Source organism: Pseudomonas tumuqii, assembly GCF_013184545.1.
GTDB lineage: Bacteria > Pseudomonadota > Gammaproteobacteria > Pseudomonadales > Pseudomonadaceae > Aquipseudomonas > Aquipseudomonas tumuqii.
In genome coordinates this window covers 194,749-210,860 of the sequence record NZ_JAAOJA010000006.1, presented here as the reverse complement: position 1 = coordinate 210,860, position 16,112 = coordinate 194,749, and the positions used below count along the sequence as shown (strand labels likewise).

The following is a 16,112-nucleotide window of genomic DNA, read 5'->3' as shown; positions in this document are numbered from 1 at the left end:
GCTCTGCCCTATCCCTTGCGGGTAAACGCCAGCACTCGCTCGTCGGCCACCGGAAGCAGGTCCGGATGCTGCCAACCGACCACTTCACCCACTCCCACCACCAGCAGACCACCCGGTGCCAGGCGCTCGGCCAGGCGGTTGAGGATCTCGCGGCGACGCCAGCGACGAAAATAGATCAGCAAGTTCTGACAAAAAATAACGTCCATTCCGGACATTGGCGCCTTGGCCAGTTCCAGCACATTGAGCCTGGCGCAACACACTCGCGCAGCCAGGCTCGGTATCACCTTGAAACGTCCATCGGCCTGAGCCACAAAGTAGCGCTGACCCAGCTGCGCATCGATCTGTTCCAACTTGCGCGCAGCATACTGACCATCGCGCGCCTTGCTCAGCGCGTTCAGGCTGATATCGGTACCGGTTACGCCAAAGTACTCGGGCTGCTCGCTGTCACGCAGCACTTCAGCCGCCGTGATCGCCAACGAATAAGGCTCCTCGCCACTCGAGCAACCCACGCTCCAAAATTCCCAGGGACGGCTCAATCCTTGCTGCAGTCGCTCGCCCAGGTAGCGCTCGAGCACGTCGAACGATGGCCGGTGACGAAAGAAACGGGTCTCCTGCACGGTCAGACGATCCAGCAGGGTCGACCATTCGACCGCCCCGCGTGGGCCATCCGTGACCTGCCGGTAATAGCTGGCGTAATCTGCCACCCCCAGTTCACGCATGCGCGCACTCAGGTTGGTCTGCAGGAACGCCCGCCGCTGCTCGCTGATCACCACGCCGGTGCGCTCTTCGAGCAGCGTCTGCCAGGCGCGAAATTCGGCGGCCGCCATGTCCACCACCGGTTGCAAGGCCCAGGCGCCTGACTGCATGTCGTGCCTCTCGCTCATGGCCATAGGCGTTGGGCGGCGACCGGACAAGGCCGCCACGCCACGCTCGTTTATGCCTGTTCGCCGCTTTCCGGCAAGGTAAAGCCGGAAACCGACTTACGCATCTCACTGGCCATCTTGGCCAGGTTACCAATGCTCTTGGCGGTAGCCGTGGTACCGGACGAGGTTTGCGAGGTGATCTCCTGGATCACGTTCATGGTGTTGGAAATGTGGCCGGCTGAAGACGCCTGCTGGCGCGCCGCGTTGGAGATGTTCTGGATCAGGGCCGCGAGGGTCTTGGATACCTTCTCGATCTCTTCCAGGGCGACCCCGGCGTCCTGCGCCAGACGGGCACCGCGCACCACCTCGGAGGTGGTCTGCTCCATCGAGATCACCGCCTCGTTGGTGTCGGTCTGAATGGTCTTGACCAGGGCCTCGATCTGCTTGGTCGCCGCCGAGGAACGTTCCGCCAGGCGCTGGACTTCGTCCGCTACCACGGCGAAGCCTCGGCCCGCGTCACCGGCCATGGAAGCCTGGATCGCCGCGTTGAGGGCGAGGATGTTGGTCTGGTCGGCAATGTCGTTGATCAGGCTGACGATGTCACCGATCTCCTGGGACGACTCACCGAGGCGCTTGATCCGCTTCGAGGTGTCCTGGATCTGCTCACGGATGTTGTCCATGCCGGTGATGGTGTTGTGTACGACTTCGTTACCCTTGTTGGCGATGGCTACCGAACGTTCCGCTACCGCGGAGGATTCCGAGGCGTTCGCCGATACCTGGTCGATCGACACGGCCATTTCGTTGATCGCCGCCGATGCTCCGGCGATTTCCTGGGCCTGGTGCTCCGAGGCTTCGGCCAGGTGCATCGCCGTGGCCTGGGTTTCCTGGGCGGCGCCAGCGACCTGAACGGCGGTCAGGTTGATGGTCACTACCAGGTCGCGCAGCTGGTCGATGGAGTAGTTGATGGAGTCGGCGATGGCGCCGGTGAAGTCTTCGGTTACGGTCGCGGCAACGGTCAGGTCACCGTCGGCGAGGTCGGCGATTTCATCGAGCAGGCGCAGAATCGCCGCCTGGTTACGCTCGTTCTTCTCGGCGGTCTCGGCGAGGCGGCGGTTGGTTTCCCGCACCATCACGATGCCGATCAGGATGATCGAGCCCAACGCCAGGATGCCCAGCACATAACCGGCCAGGGTGTTGATGGCGCGGCCGTCGGCCATCTCTTCGAAGCCGACAGCCAGGTCGGAGGCTTTATCCAGCAGGGTCTGCGAGACAGTGAAAATGCCGTTGGCCGACTCACGCACCTGGAACAGTTCCGGCGAGGTCTCGAGAATCTCGTCTACCGAACCGGAGACGAACTCGAACAGCTCGGAAATTTCCGCCAACCGCTCGAGCGCTTCCGCGTCGTTGACCTTGGCAATTTCCATCGCCGCGTTGCCTTCCAGCATGGCGCTCAAGACCCGACCGAACAGGCTGGCGTCGCGGCCGAACATGTCGGCGGCTTGTACCGAGTCCTGGTCACCGGCCAGCACCTTGTTCACCGAGCCGAGAATACGTTCGGCCAGCAGCGACTGGCGCTGGGCCACCGACACCTGGGCCGCCGGCGCACCACTTTCCAGGAGGATGTCGACCACTTCTTCGTACTCGACCTGCAGCTGCGGGATGGTTTCCGCCAGGGTTTCGGCCACCTGGTGCAGGGACAGAACCGTCTGTTCGCTGGCCAGAATGGCATCGGTGTTCTGCCGCAGGCTATCCCAGTCCTGCTGCACGGCAGTCATCTGCGCCTGCACGGGCTCCGGCGCCGAGGGCACGCCACTCTCCTGGTTGCCGTCGGTCAGATAGCCCCAGCGGGTCTCGAAGTCGTTGCGCGCCTCGCGCAACAGACCGAAGGCCTCGGCAGTACCGGCGGCCGCTTCGGTGGAGTTCTTGGCGATACGCTGGGACAGAACCCGCAGCTCACCGGCGTGGCTGATGTATTCCGTATCGTAGTTGGATTGCGTGTTGAGGTAGGCGAAGTTGGCGAACAACAGCACGATGGAGACGATCAGGACGATAAACAGCCCGGCGATCAGCGTGCTGCTGCGCGTACTCGCGAATAAATTGCCTGCATTTAGTTTTTTCATTTTCTGGCCCCCGCCTGGACCGACCGCGCTACGGTTCCCACACAACCCCAACAGGCCGACAACGCCGACCCAACCGAAAAACTGTTAAAACGCAACATCGAGAAACCCCTGGTGCTGGGCCAGCGCATGAGGGCTGAACACCAACCAGGGTTGTTCGCGCTGGAAGACGCCATGAATGAAGGGCGCGATGGACGCTTCGAGCGGTGGTAGCTGCTCGGAGAAGGTGTCCACCGGAAAATGCTGCATGCCGAACACTTCATCGACCGTCAGTCCGGCGAATACATCCTGGTGGTCGACCACCAGCACCCGCCGTTTCTTGCGCAGCGGCGACAACTCGTTGCCGAAGAAGCCGCACAGGTCCATCACCGGCAGCAGACGACCGCGCACGTTGGCCACGCCCTTGACCCAGCTTTTAACCCCGGGCAACAGGGTATGGCGCGGCTCGTGCAGCACCTCCCCGATCTCCCCCATGGGCGCGACGAAAAAACGCTCGCCCATGCGAAAGCCGATACCGCTCCAGGTTTGCACGGCGGCCTGCTGCAAAGGCAAGCCAGCCGCCAGCAACCGGCAACGCTGGTCGATTCCGAGGAGGAGTTGAAAAGGTGTCTGCGCGTCGGACATGCCAACCGTGGCCTTCTGCTTATTGAGTTACTGGCACGCCATCAACCAGCCAATACGGCATTCAAGGTCTTCAGCAGTGTTTCTTCGTCAACCGGCTTGGTCAGGTAGTCCTTGGCGCCTTGGCGCTTGCCCCAGACCTTGTCGGTCTCCTGATCCTTGGTGGTGACGATGATCACCGGGATGTGGCTGGTGTCGGCGTCCTTGGTCAGCTGACGGGTCGCCTGAAAACCATTGAGGCCCGGCATGACGATGTCCATCAACACGGCGTCGGGCTTTTCCTGACGCGCCAGGGCAACGCCGTCCGCGCCATTTTCCGCCTTGAGCACCTGGTGGCCATTTTTTTCCAGCATGGCGGTCAGTTTGTACATCTCGGTCGGCGAGTCATCAACAATCAGAATTCGAGCCATGGTGTTTCCCAATACATGAAAAGGCGTCTGCAGCTGTAGCGCAGACGTCAGGATGCCTGTTCCACCGGGGTGAAGTTAGGGACATGGGCCTTGATCGCTCCAAGCAACTCTTCCTTGCTGAAAGGTTTGGTCAGATATTGATCGGAGCCAACGATGCGCCCCTTGGCCTTGTCGAACAAGCCGTCCTTGGAAGACAGCATGATCACCGGGGTGGACTTGAAAGCACTGTTGTTCTTGATCAGGGCACAGGTCTGATAGCCATCGAGTCGCGGCATCATGATGTCGACAAAAATAATATTCGGGTGGGTGTCGGCGATCTTTGCCAAGGCATCGAAGCCGTCAACTGCGGTAATTACCTCGCAACCCACCTTTTTCAGCAGGGTTTCCGCGGTACGACGAATCGTTTTCGAGTCGTCGATCACCATCACCCTCAAACCCTCGGAATGCTGTTCCATGTTTGCCCTACCATCGCCTCGGTGAGTCGTTATTTTGCGTTCTATCAGTGCGCCTGAGGCCTTACCACCGACGGGCTGCAACCCAATCGTCGGGCCTTTTTAGCACACTCTCCCCATGCAAGCTATAAGCCGCGGAAGGGCAAGGTTTTTTCCTTGACCACCCGCCCGGCCAGCGCCACCCTGACGCCACATGCTCGTCCCGACACCCTTTAACTGCTGCCTTTCACGGAGAAATTCCCCCATGAGCGTTCGCCTCGGCATTGTCATGGATCCCATCGCCCAGATCGCCTTTAAAAAGGACAGCTCGCTGGCCATGCTGCTGGCCGCCCAGGCGCGCGGCTGGTCGCTCTTCTATATGGAGCAGAAAGACCTTTACCAGGCCAAAGGCGAGGCACGTGCCCGCCTGTGCCCGCTCAACGTATTCAATGACCCTGAGCGCTGGTTCGAACTGGGCGCCGAGCGCGACGTCGCGCTGGCCGAACTGGATGTGATCCTGATGCGCAAGGATCCGCCCTTCGATAACGAATTCGTCTATTCCACCTACCTGCTGGAGCAGGCCGAGCAAGCCGGCGTGCTGGTGGTCAACCGCCCGCAGAGCCTGCGCGACTGCAACGAGAAGCTGTTTGCCACCCAGTTTCCCCAGTGCACGCCGCCAACCCTGGTCAGCCGCCGATCCGACATTCTGCGCGAGTTTGCCACAGAGCAACGTGACATCATTCTCAAACCCCTGGATGGCATGGGCGGATCTTCGATATTTCGTCACTGCGAGGGCGACCCCAACCTCTCGGTGATTCTCGAGACCCTTACCGCCCACGGCAAACAGCAGATCATGGCGCAACGCTACCTGCCGGCGATCCTCGAAGGTGACAAGCGCATCCTGATGATCGATGGCGAACCGGTACCCTATTGCCTGGCACGCATCCCGGCACACGGCGAAACCCGTGGCAACCTGGCCGCCGGCGGCCGTGGCGAAGCCCGTCCACTGACCGAGCGCGACCGCGAGATCGCCGCAGCCGTGGGCCCAACCCTGCGCGAGAAAGGCCTGCTGTTCGTCGGCCTGGACGTGATCGGCGACTACCTGACCGAAATCAACGTGACCAGCCCGACCTGCATCCGCGAGATAGACGCCGCCTACGACACCCGTATCGGCGAGCGCCTGATGGATGCCATCGAAGGCAAGTTGCCCACCGCGAGGGGCAAGGCGAAAGCTTGAAGCACGTAGCAGCTTCGAGCGTGTCGCTTGCAGCTGGCGGCTCCAAGCCGTCAGACTGCGCGGCAACCTGAACAGACCCGAACAGCATGAACGCAGCCACCACCCCACCCGATCTACCCGCCGCTGGCGTCCGCCCAGCGGATCGGCTGGGCTTTACCCTGTTCCTCGCCGCGGCCCTGCATGCCGCGCTGATTCTCGGCCTGGGCTTCAGCCTGGCCGAGCCCAGCCAGATCAGCAAAACCCTGGAAATCACCCTGTCGACCTTCAAGAGCGAGGAAAAGCCGAAACAAGCCGACTTCCTCGCCCAGGACAATCAGCAGGGCAGCGGCACCCTGGAACACAAGGCCGCCCCGAAAACCACCGAGCAGGCACCGTTCCAGGACACCCAGGTCAAGCGCGTGACGCCGCCCGCCGCCCCGCCGCAACCGGCGGTGCGCCAGGAAGCGCCGAAAGCCGCAGTAGCGACCCGCGCCCCGCAACAGCAAAAGACCCCGGTCAAGCGCGAAGCAGCCAAACCCACCGCAAAGGCCCCTCCGGCACCGGTATTCGACAGTGCGCAGCTCTCTGAGGAAATTGCCAGCCTGGAAGCCGATCTGGCCAACGACATCCAGCAATACGCCAAACGCCCGAAGATCCACCGTCTCAGTGCGGCCTCGACCATGCGCGACAAGGGCGCCTGGTACAAGGACGAATGGCGCAAGAAGGTTGAGCGGGTCGGCAACCTCAACTACCCCGACGATGCGCGCCGCCAGCAGATTTACGGCAGCCTGCGGGTGCTGGTCTCGATCAACCGCGACGGCACCCTCTACGAAGTCCAGGTACTGCAGTCCTCCGGCCAGCCACTGCTCGACCAGGCCGCCCTGCGCATCGTGCGCCTGGCCGCGCCCTATGCCCCGTTCACCGGTGATCTGGCCGATATCGACCGCCTGGAGATCATCCGCACCTGGCGCTTCGAACGCGGCGACCGCCTGTCCAGTAACTGAAGCTCTTCACAAGCGCTCAGGCTCACCGCGGTTTTTTTCTTGCAGCTTGCCGCGTGACGCTTGAAGCTCTTGGCTCCAGGCCTGAAACTAATGCCCATGAAAGACGCCAAACCGAGCTACCTCAAGCACCAGTTCCTGATTGCCATGCCGCACATGGCCGATCCGCATTTCGCGCAGACCCTGATCTACCTGATCGAACACAATGAACAGGGCGCCATGGGCCTGGTGATCAACCGTCCGAACGGCCTCAGCCTGGCCGATGTGCTGGAACAACTGCGCCCGGAAAGCCAACCGCCGGTGCCCTGCCAGGACCTGCCGATTTTCTCCGGCGGCCCGGTGCAGACCGATCGCGGTTTCGTCCTGCACCCGGCCGGCCCGCAGTTCCAGGCCACCCTGGAACTCGGTGAGCTGGGCCTGTCCACCTCCCAGGACGTGCTGTTCGCGATTGCCGACGGCACAGGGCCTGCAAAATACCTGATCACCCTCGGCTATGCCGGCTGGGACGCCGGGCAACTGGAAACCGAGCTGGCCGACAACGCCTGGCTGACCTGCCCGGCCGACAGCGCCATCCTCTTCGACCTGCCCTTCGATCAGCGCCTGGACGCCGCCGCCGCGCGCCTGGGCGTCAACCTCAGCCTGCTCACCTCGCAAGCCGGGCACGCCTGATGAGCGAGGCCAAGCCGCTGCGCCTGCTCTTGGGTTTCGATTACGGCAGCAAGCAGATCGGCGTCGCCGTCGGCCAGGTGGTCACCGGCCAGGCCCGCGAGCTGTGCATCCTCAAGGCGCAGAATGGCGTGCCGGACTGGCAAAAGGTCGAAGCACTGCTGCGTGAATGGCAACCGGACGCCATCGTCGTCGGCCTGCCGCTGAACATGGACGGCAGCCCGAGCGAGATGAGCGAGCGGGCGGAGAAATTCGCCCGCCGTCTCAACGGCCGCTTCAACCTGCCCGTGCACACCCACGACGAGCGCCTGACCACCTATGAAGCCAAGGGCCAGCGCCTGCAACAGGGCCAGAACAGTGGCTATCGCGAACGCCCGGTCGATGCCCTGGCCGCCGCCTTGCTGCTCGAAGGCTGGCTGGCGGAGCACTGCGCGCCTTGAACCAGCACGATCCCCAGCCTTGTAACAACCTGGCGCGCAACGCTCAGAGCGGGGCGCAGCGCCTGCCCTCAAGGAGTTTCCGATGAGCCTACCCAACCCTGCCGAGCTGCTGCCGCAAATGGCCGCGGCGCTGATCGGCCACCTCAATCAGCGGCAGATCAGCGAGCCACGCTTCATCGGCATCCGCACCGGCGGCGTGTGGGTCGCCCAGGCGCTGCTCGAGGCCTTGGGCAATAGCGAGCCACTGGGTATCCTCGACGTCGCCTTCTACCGCGACGACTTCACCCAGAGCGGCCTGCACCCGCAGGTACAGCCCTCCGAGCTGCCGTTCGAGGTCGAAGGCCAGCACCTGGTGCTGATCGACGACGTACTGATGAGCGGCCGCACCATCCGCGCCGCGCTCAATGAACTGTTCGACTACGGCCGCCCGGCCAGCGTGACCCTGGTCTGCCTGCTCGACCTGAATGCCCACGAGCTGCCGATTCGTCCCGACGTGGTCGGTGCCAGCCTGTCGCTGGCCGCCGGGCAACGGGTCAAGCTGTCCGGCCCCACGCCGCTGACCCTCGAACTCCAGATGCTGGCCAACCGAGAATGATCGCGATGACTCCCATGGATGCCAAGCGCCCGCTGCAGCTCAATGACCAAGGTCAACTGCGCCACTTCCTCTCCCTCGACGGCCTGCCGCGCGAGCTGCTGACGGAAATCCTCGACACCGCCGACTCCTTCCTCGAAGTCGGCGCCCGGTCGGTGAAGAAGGTCCCGCTGCTGCGCGGCAAGACCGTGTGCAACGTGTTCTTCGAGAACTCCACGCGCACCCGTACCACCTTCGAACTGGCCGCCCAGCGCCTGTCCGCCGACGTCATCACCCTCAATGTGTCGACCTCCTCGACCAGCAAGGGCGAAACCCTGTTCGACACCTTGCGCAACCTCGAGGCCATGGCCGCCGACATCTTCGTGGTGCGCCACGCCGATTCGGGCGCCGCGCACTTCATCGCCGAACACGTCTGCCCGAACCTGGCGATCATCAACGGCGGCGACGGCCGTCACGCCCACCCGACCCAGGGCATGCTCGACATGCTGACGATCAGGCGGCACAAGGGCGGCTTCGAGAAGCTATCGGTGGCGATCGTCGGCGATATCCTGCACTCGCGGGTGGCCCGCTCGAACATGCTGGCGCTGAAGACCCTCGGTTGCCCGGACATCCGCGTGATCGCGCCGAAGACCCTGCTGCCGGTCGGCATCGAGCAATACGGCGTGACCGTCTACAGCGACCTCGCCGCCGGGCTCAAGGACGTCGACGTGGTGATCATGCTGCGCCTGCAGCGCGAGCGCATGACTGGCGGCCTGCTGCCCAGCGAGGGCGAGTTCTACCGCCTGTTCGGCCTGACCGAGCAACGCCTGGCTCTGGCCAAACCGGATGCCCTGGTGATGCACCCGGGGCCGATCAACCGTGGCGTGGAAATCGAGTCGGCGGTGGCCGATGGCCCGCAATCGGTGATCCTCAACCAGGTCACCTACGGCATCGCCGTGCGCATGGCCGTGCTGTCGATGGCCATGAGCGGGCAGAATGCCCAGCGTCAACTCAACCAGGAAGCCGAGGAATCCAACTGATGCGTACCGCAATCCTTGGCGCCCGCGTCATCGACCCCAGCAGCAACCTCGACCAGGTCGTCGACCTGTTCATCGATGGCGGCAAGCTCATCGCCATCGGCCAGACCCCGGCCGGTTTCGTCGCGGAGAAAATCATCAACGCCCAGGGCCTGGTGGCCGCACCCGGCCTGGTCGACCTGTCCGTGGCCCTGCGCGAACCCGGTTACAGCCGCAAGGGCAGCATCGCCAGTGAAACCCTGGCCGCCGCCGCTGGCGGCGTCACCAGCCTGTGCTGCCCGCCCTTCACTAAACCGGTGCTGGACACCCCGGCGGTGGCCGAACTGATCCTCGACCGCGCCCGCGAGGCCGGTCACACCAAGGTCTTCCCCATAGGTGCGCTGAGCAAGGACCTCGCCGGCGAACAGCTGGCCGAACTGGTCGCTTTGCGCGACGCCGGCTGCGTGGCCTTCGGCGACGGCCTGGATACCTTCCGCAGCACCCGTACCCTGCGCCGCGCCCTGGAATACGCCGCCACCTTCGACCTGACGGTGATCTTCCACTCCCAGGATCACGACCTGGCCGAGGGCGGCCTGGCCCATGAAGGCGCCACGGCCAGCTTCCTCGGCCTGGCCGGCATCCCGGAAACTGCCGAAACCGTGGCCCTGGCCCGCGACCTGCTGCTGGTCGAACAAAGTGGCGTGCGCGCCCACTTCAGCCAGCTGACCAGCGCCCGCGGCGCGCAACAGATCGCCGAGGCCCAGGCCCGCGGTCTGCCGGTGACGGCGGATGTGGCGCTGTATCAGCTGATCCTCACCGATGAGGCGTTGAGCGACTTCTCCAGCCTCTATCACGTGCAACCGCCACTGCGTACCCGCGCCGACCGCGACGGCCTGCGCGCGGCCGTGAAGAGCGGAGTGATCTCGGCCATCGCCAGCCATCACCAACCGCATGAACGCGATGCCAAGCTGGCCCCCTTCGGCGCCACCGAACCGGGCATCAGCAGCGTGCAACTGTTGCTGCCGCTGGCCATGAGCCTGGTGGAAGACGGCCTGCTCGATCTGCCGAGCCTGCTCGCGCGCCTGTCCAGCGGCCCGGCCCAGGCCCTGCGCCTGCCCGCCGGGCGCCTGAGCGTGGGCGCAGCGGCCGACCTGCTGCTGTTCGACCCGCAGGCCTCGACCCTGGCCGGGGAAAGCTGGCACTCCAAAGGCGCCAACTGCCCGTTCATCGGCCACTGCCTGCCGGGCGCGGTGCGCTACACCCTGGTCGACGGGCGTATCAGCTACCAGGCCTGATCCCTGCCAAACGCAAAAGCCCGCCGATTGGCGGGCTTTTTTGTGCCTGGCGATCAGCCGCGCTGGGCGTTCTTGATCGATATCTGCTCGTTCAGCGTCCAGAAGTCGTAGAGCACGCCAACCAGGAACAGGCCACCGGTGAGCAGGTAGAGGATCCCGGTGATCCACTTACCCTGGTACATGCGGTGTACCCCGAAAATGCCGAGGAAGGTCAGCAGAATCCAGGCGACGTTGTAATCGGTGTCGCCAGCGGTGAAGCGCAGATCGGCCTCGCGATCCATCGCCGGGATCAGGAACAGGTCGATGATCCAGCCGATAAACAGCAAACCGAGGGTAAAAAACCAGATGGTCCCGGTGACTGGCCTGCCGTAATAGAAGCGGTGCGCACCGAGAAAACCGAAGATCCACAGCAGATAACCGATGACCTTGCTATGGGTGTCCTTTCTTACGTCCATGCCGTGCTCCTGCGCTGCTGAATAGTACGAATGAGACCGGCAAGACCGCGCAGGGTTTACCGCTTACTGAAAAAAGCCCGCGAGCGCGGGCTGGATCGAATCACTTCAGCGGAAACGCCGGCCCGGGTCTTCGGGGGCGACTTCCAGGGACAGGCCATCGCTCATGTGGGCCAGGTGATCGCCATCGGACTCCGAACCGAGCTTGATCAGCAGGCGCAAATCGTTCGCCGAGTCGGCGTAGAGCAGCGCATCTTCGTAGGTGATCTCGCCCTGGCTGTAGAGGTTGTACAGCGCCTGGTCGAAGGTCTGCATGCCCAGTTCGGTGGAGCGCTTCATCAGGGCCTTGAGTTCATGCACCTCGCCCTTGCGGATCAGGTCGGCGGCCAGCGGGGTATTGATCAGCACCTCGATCACCGCGCGGCGCCCCTTGCCGTCCGGGGTCGGGATCAGCTGCTGGGCGACGATCGCCTTGAGGTTGAGCGACAGGTCCATCCACACCTGGTTCTGCCGGTCGGCCGGGAAGAAGTTGATGATCCGGTCCAGCGCCTGGTTGGCGTTGTTGGCGTGCAGGGTGGCCAGGCACAGGTGACCGGTCTCGGCGAAGGCCACGGCATGGTCCATGGTCTCGCGGGTGCGCACCTCACCGATGAGGATCACGTCCGGCGCCTGGCGCAGGGTGTTCTTCAGCGCCACCTCGAAGGACTCGGTGTCGATGCCGACTTCGCGCTGGGTGACGATGCAGCTCTGGTGCTGGTGGATGTACTCGATCGGGTCTTCGATGGAGATGATGTGGCCGCTGCTGTTCTTGTTGCGGTAGCCGATCATCGCCGCCAGCGAGGTGGATTTACCGGTACCGGTGGCGCCGACGAACAGCACCAGGCCACGCTTGGTCAGCGCCAGCTTCTTGAGGATTTCCGGCAGCTTGAGGTCATCCAGGGTCGGGATGTTGGTCTCGATGCGGCGCAGCACCATGCCGGCCAGGTTGCGCTGGTAGAAGGCACTGACGCGGAAGCGACCGACGCCACGGGCGCTGATGGCGAAGTTGCACTCGTGGCTCTCGGCGAAGTCGCGGCGCTGCTGCTCGTTCATCACCGAGTGCACGGTTTCCCGGGTTTGCTCGGGCGACATGGGGTTCTTGGTCACCGGCATGATCTTGCCGTTGACCTTCATCGACGGCGGTACGCCGGCAGTGATGAACAGGTCGGAGCCGCCTTTCTCTACCATCAGGCGCAGCAGTTTTTCGAATTCCATGCGTTATCTCGCCCATCACTGTCACGCGCTTGACCAACCACCAGCTGCTGGGGCGCGTGCCTCGCCAGCGATCTGGATCTCGGCCAGCCTTGCGGCCGACCAGATATAAGGATTAGAAGTTTTCCGGGGTCTTGGATTTTTCCCGCGCACTGTCGCGGGTGACCAGGCCCTTGGCTACCAGGGTTTTCAGGCAGGCATCCAGGGTCTGCATGCCCAGCGAGCCGCCGGTCTGGATCGACGAATACATCTGCGCCACCTTGTCCTCGCGGATCAGGTTGCGGATCGCCGGGGTGCCGATCATGATTTCATGGGCCGCCACCCGACCGCCGCCGACTTTCTTCAGCAGGGTCTGCGAGATCACCGCCTGCAGGGATTCGGAGAGCATCGAGCGCACCATGGATTTTTCTTCGGCCGGGAACACGTCGACCACCCGGTCGATGGTCTTGGCCGCCGAGGTGGTGTGCAGGGTGCCGAACACCAGGTGGCCGGTTTCCGCGGCGGTCAGCGCCAGGCGGATGGTTTCCAGGTCGCGCATCTCGCCGACCAGAATGATGTCCGGGTCTTCGCGCAGCGCCGAACGCAGGGCCTCGGAGAAGCCCAGGGTGTCGCGGTGCACCTCGCGCTGGTTGACCAGGCACTTCTTCGACTCGTGGACGAATTCGATCGGGTCTTCGATGGTCAGGATGTGCTGGTATTTAGTGCTGTTGAGGTAATCGAGCATCGCCGCCAGGGTGGTCGACTTGCCCGACCCCGTTGGTCCGGTGACCAGCACCAGGCCCCTGGGCACGTCGGTGATCTTGCGGAACACCTCGCCCATGCCGAGGTCTTCCATGGTCAGCACCTTGGACGGAATGGTCCGAAACACGGCACCGGCACCCCGGTTCTGATTGAAGGCGTTGACCCGGAAACGGGCGACACCAGGCACTTCGAAGGAGAAGTCGGTCTCGAGGAATTCCTCGAAATCCTTGCGCTGCTTGTCGTTCATGATGTCGTAGATCAGTGCATGCACCTGCTTGTGATCCAGGGCCGGCAAATTGATCCGGCGCACATCGCCGTCGACCCGAATCATCGGCGGCAGACCAGCAGAGAGATGCAGGTCCGACGCGCCCTGCTTGGCGCTGAAGGCAAGCAGCTCAGTGATATCCATGGGACTCCCTAATGACGGTAGAATGCCGCGAACACTAGGCGGCTGGCGCGAGTAATGTCCACGATAGCAGAGAATATTGCAAAGGTCGGAGCACGCATCCGTGAGGCGGCGCAAGCCTCGGAGCGAGATTGTGCAACGATTGGCCTGCTCGCGGTGAGCAAAACCAAACCCGCGGCGGCCATTCGCCAGGCCTATGCCGCCGGCCTGCATGATTTCGGCGAGAACTACCTGCAGGAAGCGCTGGAAAAACAGCTCGAGCTGAGCGACCTGCCATTGATTTGGCATTTCATCGGCCCCATTCAGTCGAACAAGACCCGGCCCATCGCCGAGCATTTCGCCTGGGTGCATTCGGTGGATCGCCTGAAAGTCGCCGAGCGCCTGTCCGCACAGCGCCCGCCGCACCTGCCGGCGCTGAATATCTGCCTGCAGGTGAATGTCAGTGGCGAGGCCAGCAAATCAGGCTGCAGCCCAGAAGAGTTGCCGGCATTGGCCCAGGCGGTGACCCAACTGCCCAACCTCAAACTGCGTGGATTGATGACCATTCCCGAACCCAGCGACGACCGCGCGACGCAACAGGCCGCCTTTGCCCGCCTGGCTGAACTGCAAACCAAGCTGAACCTGGACCTCGATACCCTGTCCATGGGCATGAGCCACGACCTCGAAGCCGCCATTGCCGAAGGGGCGACCTGGGTGCGCATCGGTACCGCCCTGTTTGGCGAGCGCAACTATTCCTAAGCGCCGCTCTACTCGACTCGATAAATAAGGAAAGCTCTTATGACCTCCCCCCGCATTGCGTTTATCGGCGCCGGCAATATGGCCGCCAGCCTGATCGGTGGGCTGCGCGCCCAAGGCGTCGACGCCAGCCGCATACGCGCCAGCGACCATGGCGCCGAGCAACGCGCCAAGATCAGCGCCGAACACGCCATCGAAACCTTCGCCAGCAACGTCGAGGCCATTCAGGGCGCCGATGTGATCGTCCTGGCCGTCAAGCCGCAGGTGATGAAAGCCGTCTGCCTGGAACTGGCGGGCCAGCTCGGCGCGGGTCAACTGATCGTGTCCATCGCTGCCGGCATCAGCTGCGCCAGCCTGGAAAACTGGCTCGGCGCCCGTGCACTCGTGCGCTGCATGCCCAACACGCCGGCGCTGCTGCGCCAGGGCGTCAGCGGCCTGTATGCCAACAGCCTGGTTTCGGCGGCGCAGCGCCAGCAGGCCGAACAGCTGCTGGGCGCGGTTGGCCTGGTCCTGTGGCTGGACGAAGAACAGCTGATCGATGCGGTCACCGCCGTTTCCGGCAGCGGTCCGGCGTATTTCTTCCTGCTGATGGAAGCCATGACCGCCGCTGGGGAAAAACTCGGCTTGCCCCGCGAGGTCGCCGCCCAACTGAGCACACAAACCGCCCTCGGCGCCGCGCGCATGGCGACCAGCAGCGATGTCGATGCCAGCGAACTGCGGCGCCGCGTCACCTCGCCGGCCGGCACCACCGAAGCGGCCATCAAGACCTTCCAGGCCGGCGGCTTCGAAACCCTGGTCGAGCAGGCCATGAATGCCGCCGCCCAGCGCTCGGCGGAACTGGCCGAGCAGCTTGGCCAATAAACCACTCGGCCCCAAAAATGGACCATTAAGGAGTAAGTAATGATCGGACTGAGTACCGCAGCGGTGTATATCCTGCAAACCATCGGCAGCCTGTACCTGCTGATCGTGCTGCTGCGCTTCATCCTGCAACTGGTGAGGGCCGACTTCTACAACCCGCTCAGCCAGTTCATCGTGCGTGCCACCCACCCGCTGCTCAAACCCTTGCGCAAGGTCATTCCCAGCTTGGCCGGGCTCGACCTGGCGTCGCTGGTGCTGGCGATCCTGGTGCAACTGGTGCTCATGGCCCTGGTCCTGCTGCTGATGGGCTATGGCCTCGACAATCCGCTGCAACTGCTGATCTGGTCGATCATTGGCGTCACCGCCCTGTTCATCAAGGTGTTCTTCTTCGCCCTGATCATCAGCGTGATCCTGTCCTGGGTCGCCCAGGGCAGCCACAACCCGGCAGCCGAACTGATCAATCAGATCTGCGAACCGCTGCTGGCGCCGATCCGTCGCATCCTGCCAAGCCTGGGCGGGCTGGACCTGTCGCCGATCGTGGCCTTCCTGATCCTCAACCTGATCGACATGCTGGTGATTCGCAACCTGGCGGTAATGACCGGCATGTTCAAGGGCCTCAGCCTGGCGATCTGACCGTGAGAACCCGATGAGCTTCTATCGCTGGGACGGCGAGGACCTGATCCTCGACTGCCACCTGCAGCCCAAGGCCAGTAGCGACGAGTTCGCCGGGCTGCACGGTGAGCGGCTGAAGATCCGCCTCACCGCGCCGCCAGTCGACGGCAAGGCCAACGCCAGGTTGCTGGCCTTTCTCGCCGACGCCTTTGCCGTGAGCAAGAGCCAGGTCAGCCTGGAAAGCGGCCAGCAAAGCCGGCAGAAGCGGGTGCGCATCAAGCAGCCGCGGCAGCTGCCAGCCGTGCTCGAACTGACCGCCCGACCCGCCTGAGCGACCATCAGGCCGGATCGAAATACTAGCCAATTGACACCCCCTGCACGCCCCGCATAATGCTCGCCAGCCCAGCGCA

At 63.5% G+C, this 16,112-nt stretch carries 19 protein-coding genes; 11 read left to right on the top strand and 8 right to left on the bottom strand.

The features are described 5' to 3' along the window. Positions 1–8: 8 nt before the first annotated feature. From G9C89_RS13510 to pilG, 5 genes are all read right to left on the bottom strand, one after another. Positions 9–866 carry a CheR family methyltransferase gene (locus tag G9C89_RS13510; protein ID WP_172148749.1) on the bottom strand — a complete coding sequence of 286 codons (858 nt, stop codon included), beginning with the start codon at positions 864–866 and terminating at the stop codon, positions 9–11. Positions 867–934: 68 nt separating this feature from the next. Next, complete coding sequence (locus G9C89_RS13505; RefSeq protein ID WP_172148747.1) at positions 935–2,983, bottom strand: methyl-accepting chemotaxis protein; 2,049 nt, start codon at positions 2,981–2,983, stop codon at positions 935–937. Positions 2,984–3,067: 84 nt separating this feature from the next. Continuing rightward, positions 3,068–3,604 (bottom strand): chemotaxis protein CheW, encoded by a 537-nt coding sequence (locus G9C89_RS13500; protein ID WP_172148745.1) that lies wholly within the window; start codon positions 3,602–3,604, stop codon positions 3,068–3,070. Positions 3,605–3,645: 41 nt separating this feature from the next. After that, the gene (pilH, locus tag G9C89_RS13495) at positions 3,646–4,011 is read right to left on the bottom strand and encodes a twitching motility response regulator PilH (protein ID WP_172148743.1); all 366 of its coding nucleotides are present in this window, start codon (positions 4,009–4,011) and stop codon (positions 3,646–3,648) included. Between the two features lie 47 nt (positions 4,012–4,058). Further along, positions 4,059–4,466 carry a twitching motility response regulator PilG gene (pilG, locus tag G9C89_RS13490; protein ID WP_079203716.1) on the bottom strand — a complete coding sequence of 136 codons (408 nt, stop codon included), beginning with the start codon at positions 4,464–4,466 and terminating at the stop codon, positions 4,059–4,061. Between the two features lie 241 nt (positions 4,467–4,707). Between pilG and gshB the strand changes: the two genes are divergently transcribed. The 7 genes from gshB to G9C89_RS13455 all read left to right on the top strand — a co-directional run bounded on the left by gshB (position 4,708) and on the right by G9C89_RS13455 (position 10,647). Beyond that, positions 4,708–5,679, top strand: a complete 972-nt coding sequence (gshB, locus tag G9C89_RS13485; protein WP_172148740.1) for a glutathione synthase — start codon at positions 4,708–4,710, stop codon at positions 5,677–5,679. A gap of 86 nt (positions 5,680–5,765) precedes the next feature. Further along, a complete protein-coding gene (locus G9C89_RS13480) occupies positions 5,766–6,662 on the top strand; it encodes an energy transducer TonB (protein WP_172148738.1) in 897 nt (298 codons plus the stop codon). A 96-nt stretch (positions 6,663–6,758) separates the two neighbouring features. Then, positions 6,759–7,328 carry a YqgE/AlgH family protein gene (locus tag G9C89_RS13475; protein ID WP_172148736.1) on the top strand — a complete coding sequence of 190 codons (570 nt, stop codon included), beginning with the start codon at positions 6,759–6,761 and terminating at the stop codon, positions 7,326–7,328. Further along, entirely contained in the window at positions 7,328–7,765 is a 438-nt protein-coding gene (gene ruvX, locus G9C89_RS13470) for a Holliday junction resolvase RuvX (protein WP_172148734.1), read from the top strand. Before G9C89_RS13475 ends, ruvX begins: the two co-directional genes overlap by 1 nt. An 82-nt stretch (positions 7,766–7,847) precedes the next feature. Then, positions 7,848–8,360: a bifunctional pyr operon transcriptional regulator/uracil phosphoribosyltransferase PyrR gene (gene pyrR, locus G9C89_RS13465; protein WP_172148732.1), complete on the top strand. Its 513-nt coding sequence runs from the start codon at positions 7,848–7,850 to the stop codon at positions 8,358–8,360. A 5-nt stretch (positions 8,361–8,365) separates the two neighbouring features. Beyond that, complete coding sequence (locus tag G9C89_RS13460) at positions 8,366–9,376, top strand: aspartate carbamoyltransferase catalytic subunit (protein WP_172148730.1); 1,011 nt, start codon at positions 8,366–8,368, stop codon at positions 9,374–9,376. Next, positions 9,376–10,647 carry a dihydroorotase gene (locus G9C89_RS13455; protein ID WP_172148728.1) on the top strand — a complete coding sequence of 424 codons (1,272 nt, stop codon included), beginning with the start codon at positions 9,376–9,378 and terminating at the stop codon, positions 10,645–10,647. The genes G9C89_RS13460 and G9C89_RS13455 overlap by 1 nt, the downstream gene beginning before the upstream one ends. A gap of 53 nt (positions 10,648–10,700) precedes the next feature. On the opposite strand, the gene G9C89_RS13450 is transcribed toward G9C89_RS13455, so the two are convergent. The 3 genes from G9C89_RS13450 to G9C89_RS13440 all read right to left on the bottom strand — a co-directional run bounded on the left by G9C89_RS13450 (position 10,701) and on the right by G9C89_RS13440 (position 13,500). Next, positions 10,701–11,102 (bottom strand): NINE protein, encoded by a 402-nt coding sequence (locus G9C89_RS13450; protein ID WP_172148726.1) that lies wholly within the window; start codon positions 11,100–11,102, stop codon positions 10,701–10,703. 105 nt (positions 11,103–11,207) lie between these two features. Further along, on the bottom strand, positions 11,208–12,353 hold the full coding sequence (locus G9C89_RS13445; protein WP_172148724.1) for a PilT/PilU family type 4a pilus ATPase: 1,146 nt from the start codon (positions 12,351–12,353) through the stop codon (positions 11,208–11,210). Positions 12,354–12,465: 112 nt separating this feature from the next. Then, positions 12,466–13,500 carry a type IV pilus twitching motility protein PilT gene (locus G9C89_RS13440; RefSeq protein WP_172148722.1) on the bottom strand — a complete coding sequence of 345 codons (1,035 nt, stop codon included), beginning with the start codon at positions 13,498–13,500 and terminating at the stop codon, positions 12,466–12,468. A gap of 54 nt (positions 13,501–13,554) precedes the next feature. On the opposite strand from G9C89_RS13440, the gene G9C89_RS13435 reads away from it, so the two are divergent. Genes G9C89_RS13435 through G9C89_RS13420 form a run of 4 tightly spaced genes read left to right on the top strand, consistent with a single transcriptional unit; the run spans position 13,555 to position 16,033 of the window. Further along, entirely contained in the window at positions 13,555–14,235 is a 681-nt protein-coding gene (locus tag G9C89_RS13435; RefSeq protein WP_172148720.1) for a YggS family pyridoxal phosphate-dependent enzyme, read from the top strand. Positions 14,236–14,274: 39 nt separating this feature from the next. Continuing rightward, the gene (gene proC, locus G9C89_RS13430; RefSeq protein WP_172148718.1) at positions 14,275–15,093 is read left to right on the top strand and encodes a pyrroline-5-carboxylate reductase; all 819 of its coding nucleotides are present in this window, start codon (positions 14,275–14,277) and stop codon (positions 15,091–15,093) included. A 39-nt stretch (positions 15,094–15,132) separates the two neighbouring features. Beyond that, positions 15,133–15,723 carry a YggT family protein gene (locus G9C89_RS13425; RefSeq protein ID WP_172148716.1) on the top strand — a complete coding sequence of 197 codons (591 nt, stop codon included), beginning with the start codon at positions 15,133–15,135 and terminating at the stop codon, positions 15,721–15,723. Between the two features lie 13 nt (positions 15,724–15,736). Next, positions 15,737–16,033 carry a DUF167 domain-containing protein gene (locus G9C89_RS13420; RefSeq protein WP_172148714.1) on the top strand — a complete coding sequence of 99 codons (297 nt, stop codon included), beginning with the start codon at positions 15,737–15,739 and terminating at the stop codon, positions 16,031–16,033. The last annotated feature ends 79 nt before the right edge of the window (positions 16,034–16,112 follow it).

What these genes read in the sequence shown, in the direction of transcription:
- G9C89_RS13420 (WP_172148714.1), top strand. Translation starts at nt 15,737, where the DNA reads ATGAGCTTCTATCGCTGGGACGGCGAGGACCTGATCCTCGACTGCCAC.
- G9C89_RS13460 (WP_172148730.1), top strand. Translation starts at nt 8,366, where the DNA reads ATGACTCCCATGGATGCCAAGCGCCCGCTGCAGCTCAATGACCAAGGT.
- G9C89_RS13475 (WP_172148736.1), top strand. Translation starts at nt 6,759, where the DNA reads ATGAAAGACGCCAAACCGAGCTACCTCAAGCACCAGTTCCTGATTGCC.
- ruvX (WP_172148734.1), top strand. Translation starts at nt 7,328, where the DNA reads ATGAGCGAGGCCAAGCCGCTGCGCCTGCTCTTGGGTTTCGATTACGGC.
- G9C89_RS13425 (WP_172148716.1), top strand. Translation starts at nt 15,133, where the DNA reads ATGATCGGACTGAGTACCGCAGCGGTGTATATCCTGCAAACCATCGGC.
- G9C89_RS13480 (WP_172148738.1), top strand. Translation starts at nt 5,766, where the DNA reads ATGAACGCAGCCACCACCCCACCCGATCTACCCGCCGCTGGCGTCCGC.
- gshB (WP_172148740.1), top strand. Translation starts at nt 4,708, where the DNA reads ATGAGCGTTCGCCTCGGCATTGTCATGGATCCCATCGCCCAGATCGCC.
- G9C89_RS13445 (WP_172148724.1), bottom strand. Translation starts at nt 12,353, where the DNA reads ATGGAATTCGAAAAACTGCTGCGCCTGATGGTAGAGAAAGGCGGCTCC.
- G9C89_RS13500 (WP_172148745.1), bottom strand. Translation starts at nt 3,604, where the DNA reads ATGTCCGACGCGCAGACACCTTTTCAACTCCTCCTCGGAATCGACCAG.
- pilG (WP_079203716.1), bottom strand. Translation starts at nt 4,466, where the DNA reads ATGGAACAGCATTCCGAGGGTTTGAGGGTGATGGTGATCGACGACTCG.
- G9C89_RS13510 (WP_172148749.1), bottom strand. Translation starts at nt 866, where the DNA reads ATGCAGTCAGGCGCCTGGGCCTTGCAACCGGTGGTGGACATGGCGGCC.
- pilH (WP_172148743.1), bottom strand. Translation starts at nt 4,011, where the DNA reads ATGGCTCGAATTCTGATTGTTGATGACTCGCCGACCGAGATGTACAAA.
- G9C89_RS13505 (WP_172148747.1), bottom strand. Translation starts at nt 2,983, where the DNA reads ATGAAAAAACTAAATGCAGGCAATTTATTCGCGAGTACGCGCAGCAGC.
- G9C89_RS13455 (WP_172148728.1), top strand. Translation starts at nt 9,376, where the DNA reads ATGCGTACCGCAATCCTTGGCGCCCGCGTCATCGACCCCAGCAGCAAC.
- G9C89_RS13440 (WP_172148722.1), bottom strand. Translation starts at nt 13,500, where the DNA reads ATGGATATCACTGAGCTGCTTGCCTTCAGCGCCAAGCAGGGCGCGTCG.
- G9C89_RS13450 (WP_172148726.1), bottom strand. Translation starts at nt 11,102, where the DNA reads ATGGACGTAAGAAAGGACACCCATAGCAAGGTCATCGGTTATCTGCTG.
- pyrR (WP_172148732.1), top strand. Translation starts at nt 7,848, where the DNA reads ATGAGCCTACCCAACCCTGCCGAGCTGCTGCCGCAAATGGCCGCGGCG.
- G9C89_RS13435 (WP_172148720.1), top strand. Translation starts at nt 13,555, where the DNA reads ATGTCCACGATAGCAGAGAATATTGCAAAGGTCGGAGCACGCATCCGT.
- proC (WP_172148718.1), top strand. Translation starts at nt 14,275, where the DNA reads ATGACCTCCCCCCGCATTGCGTTTATCGGCGCCGGCAATATGGCCGCC.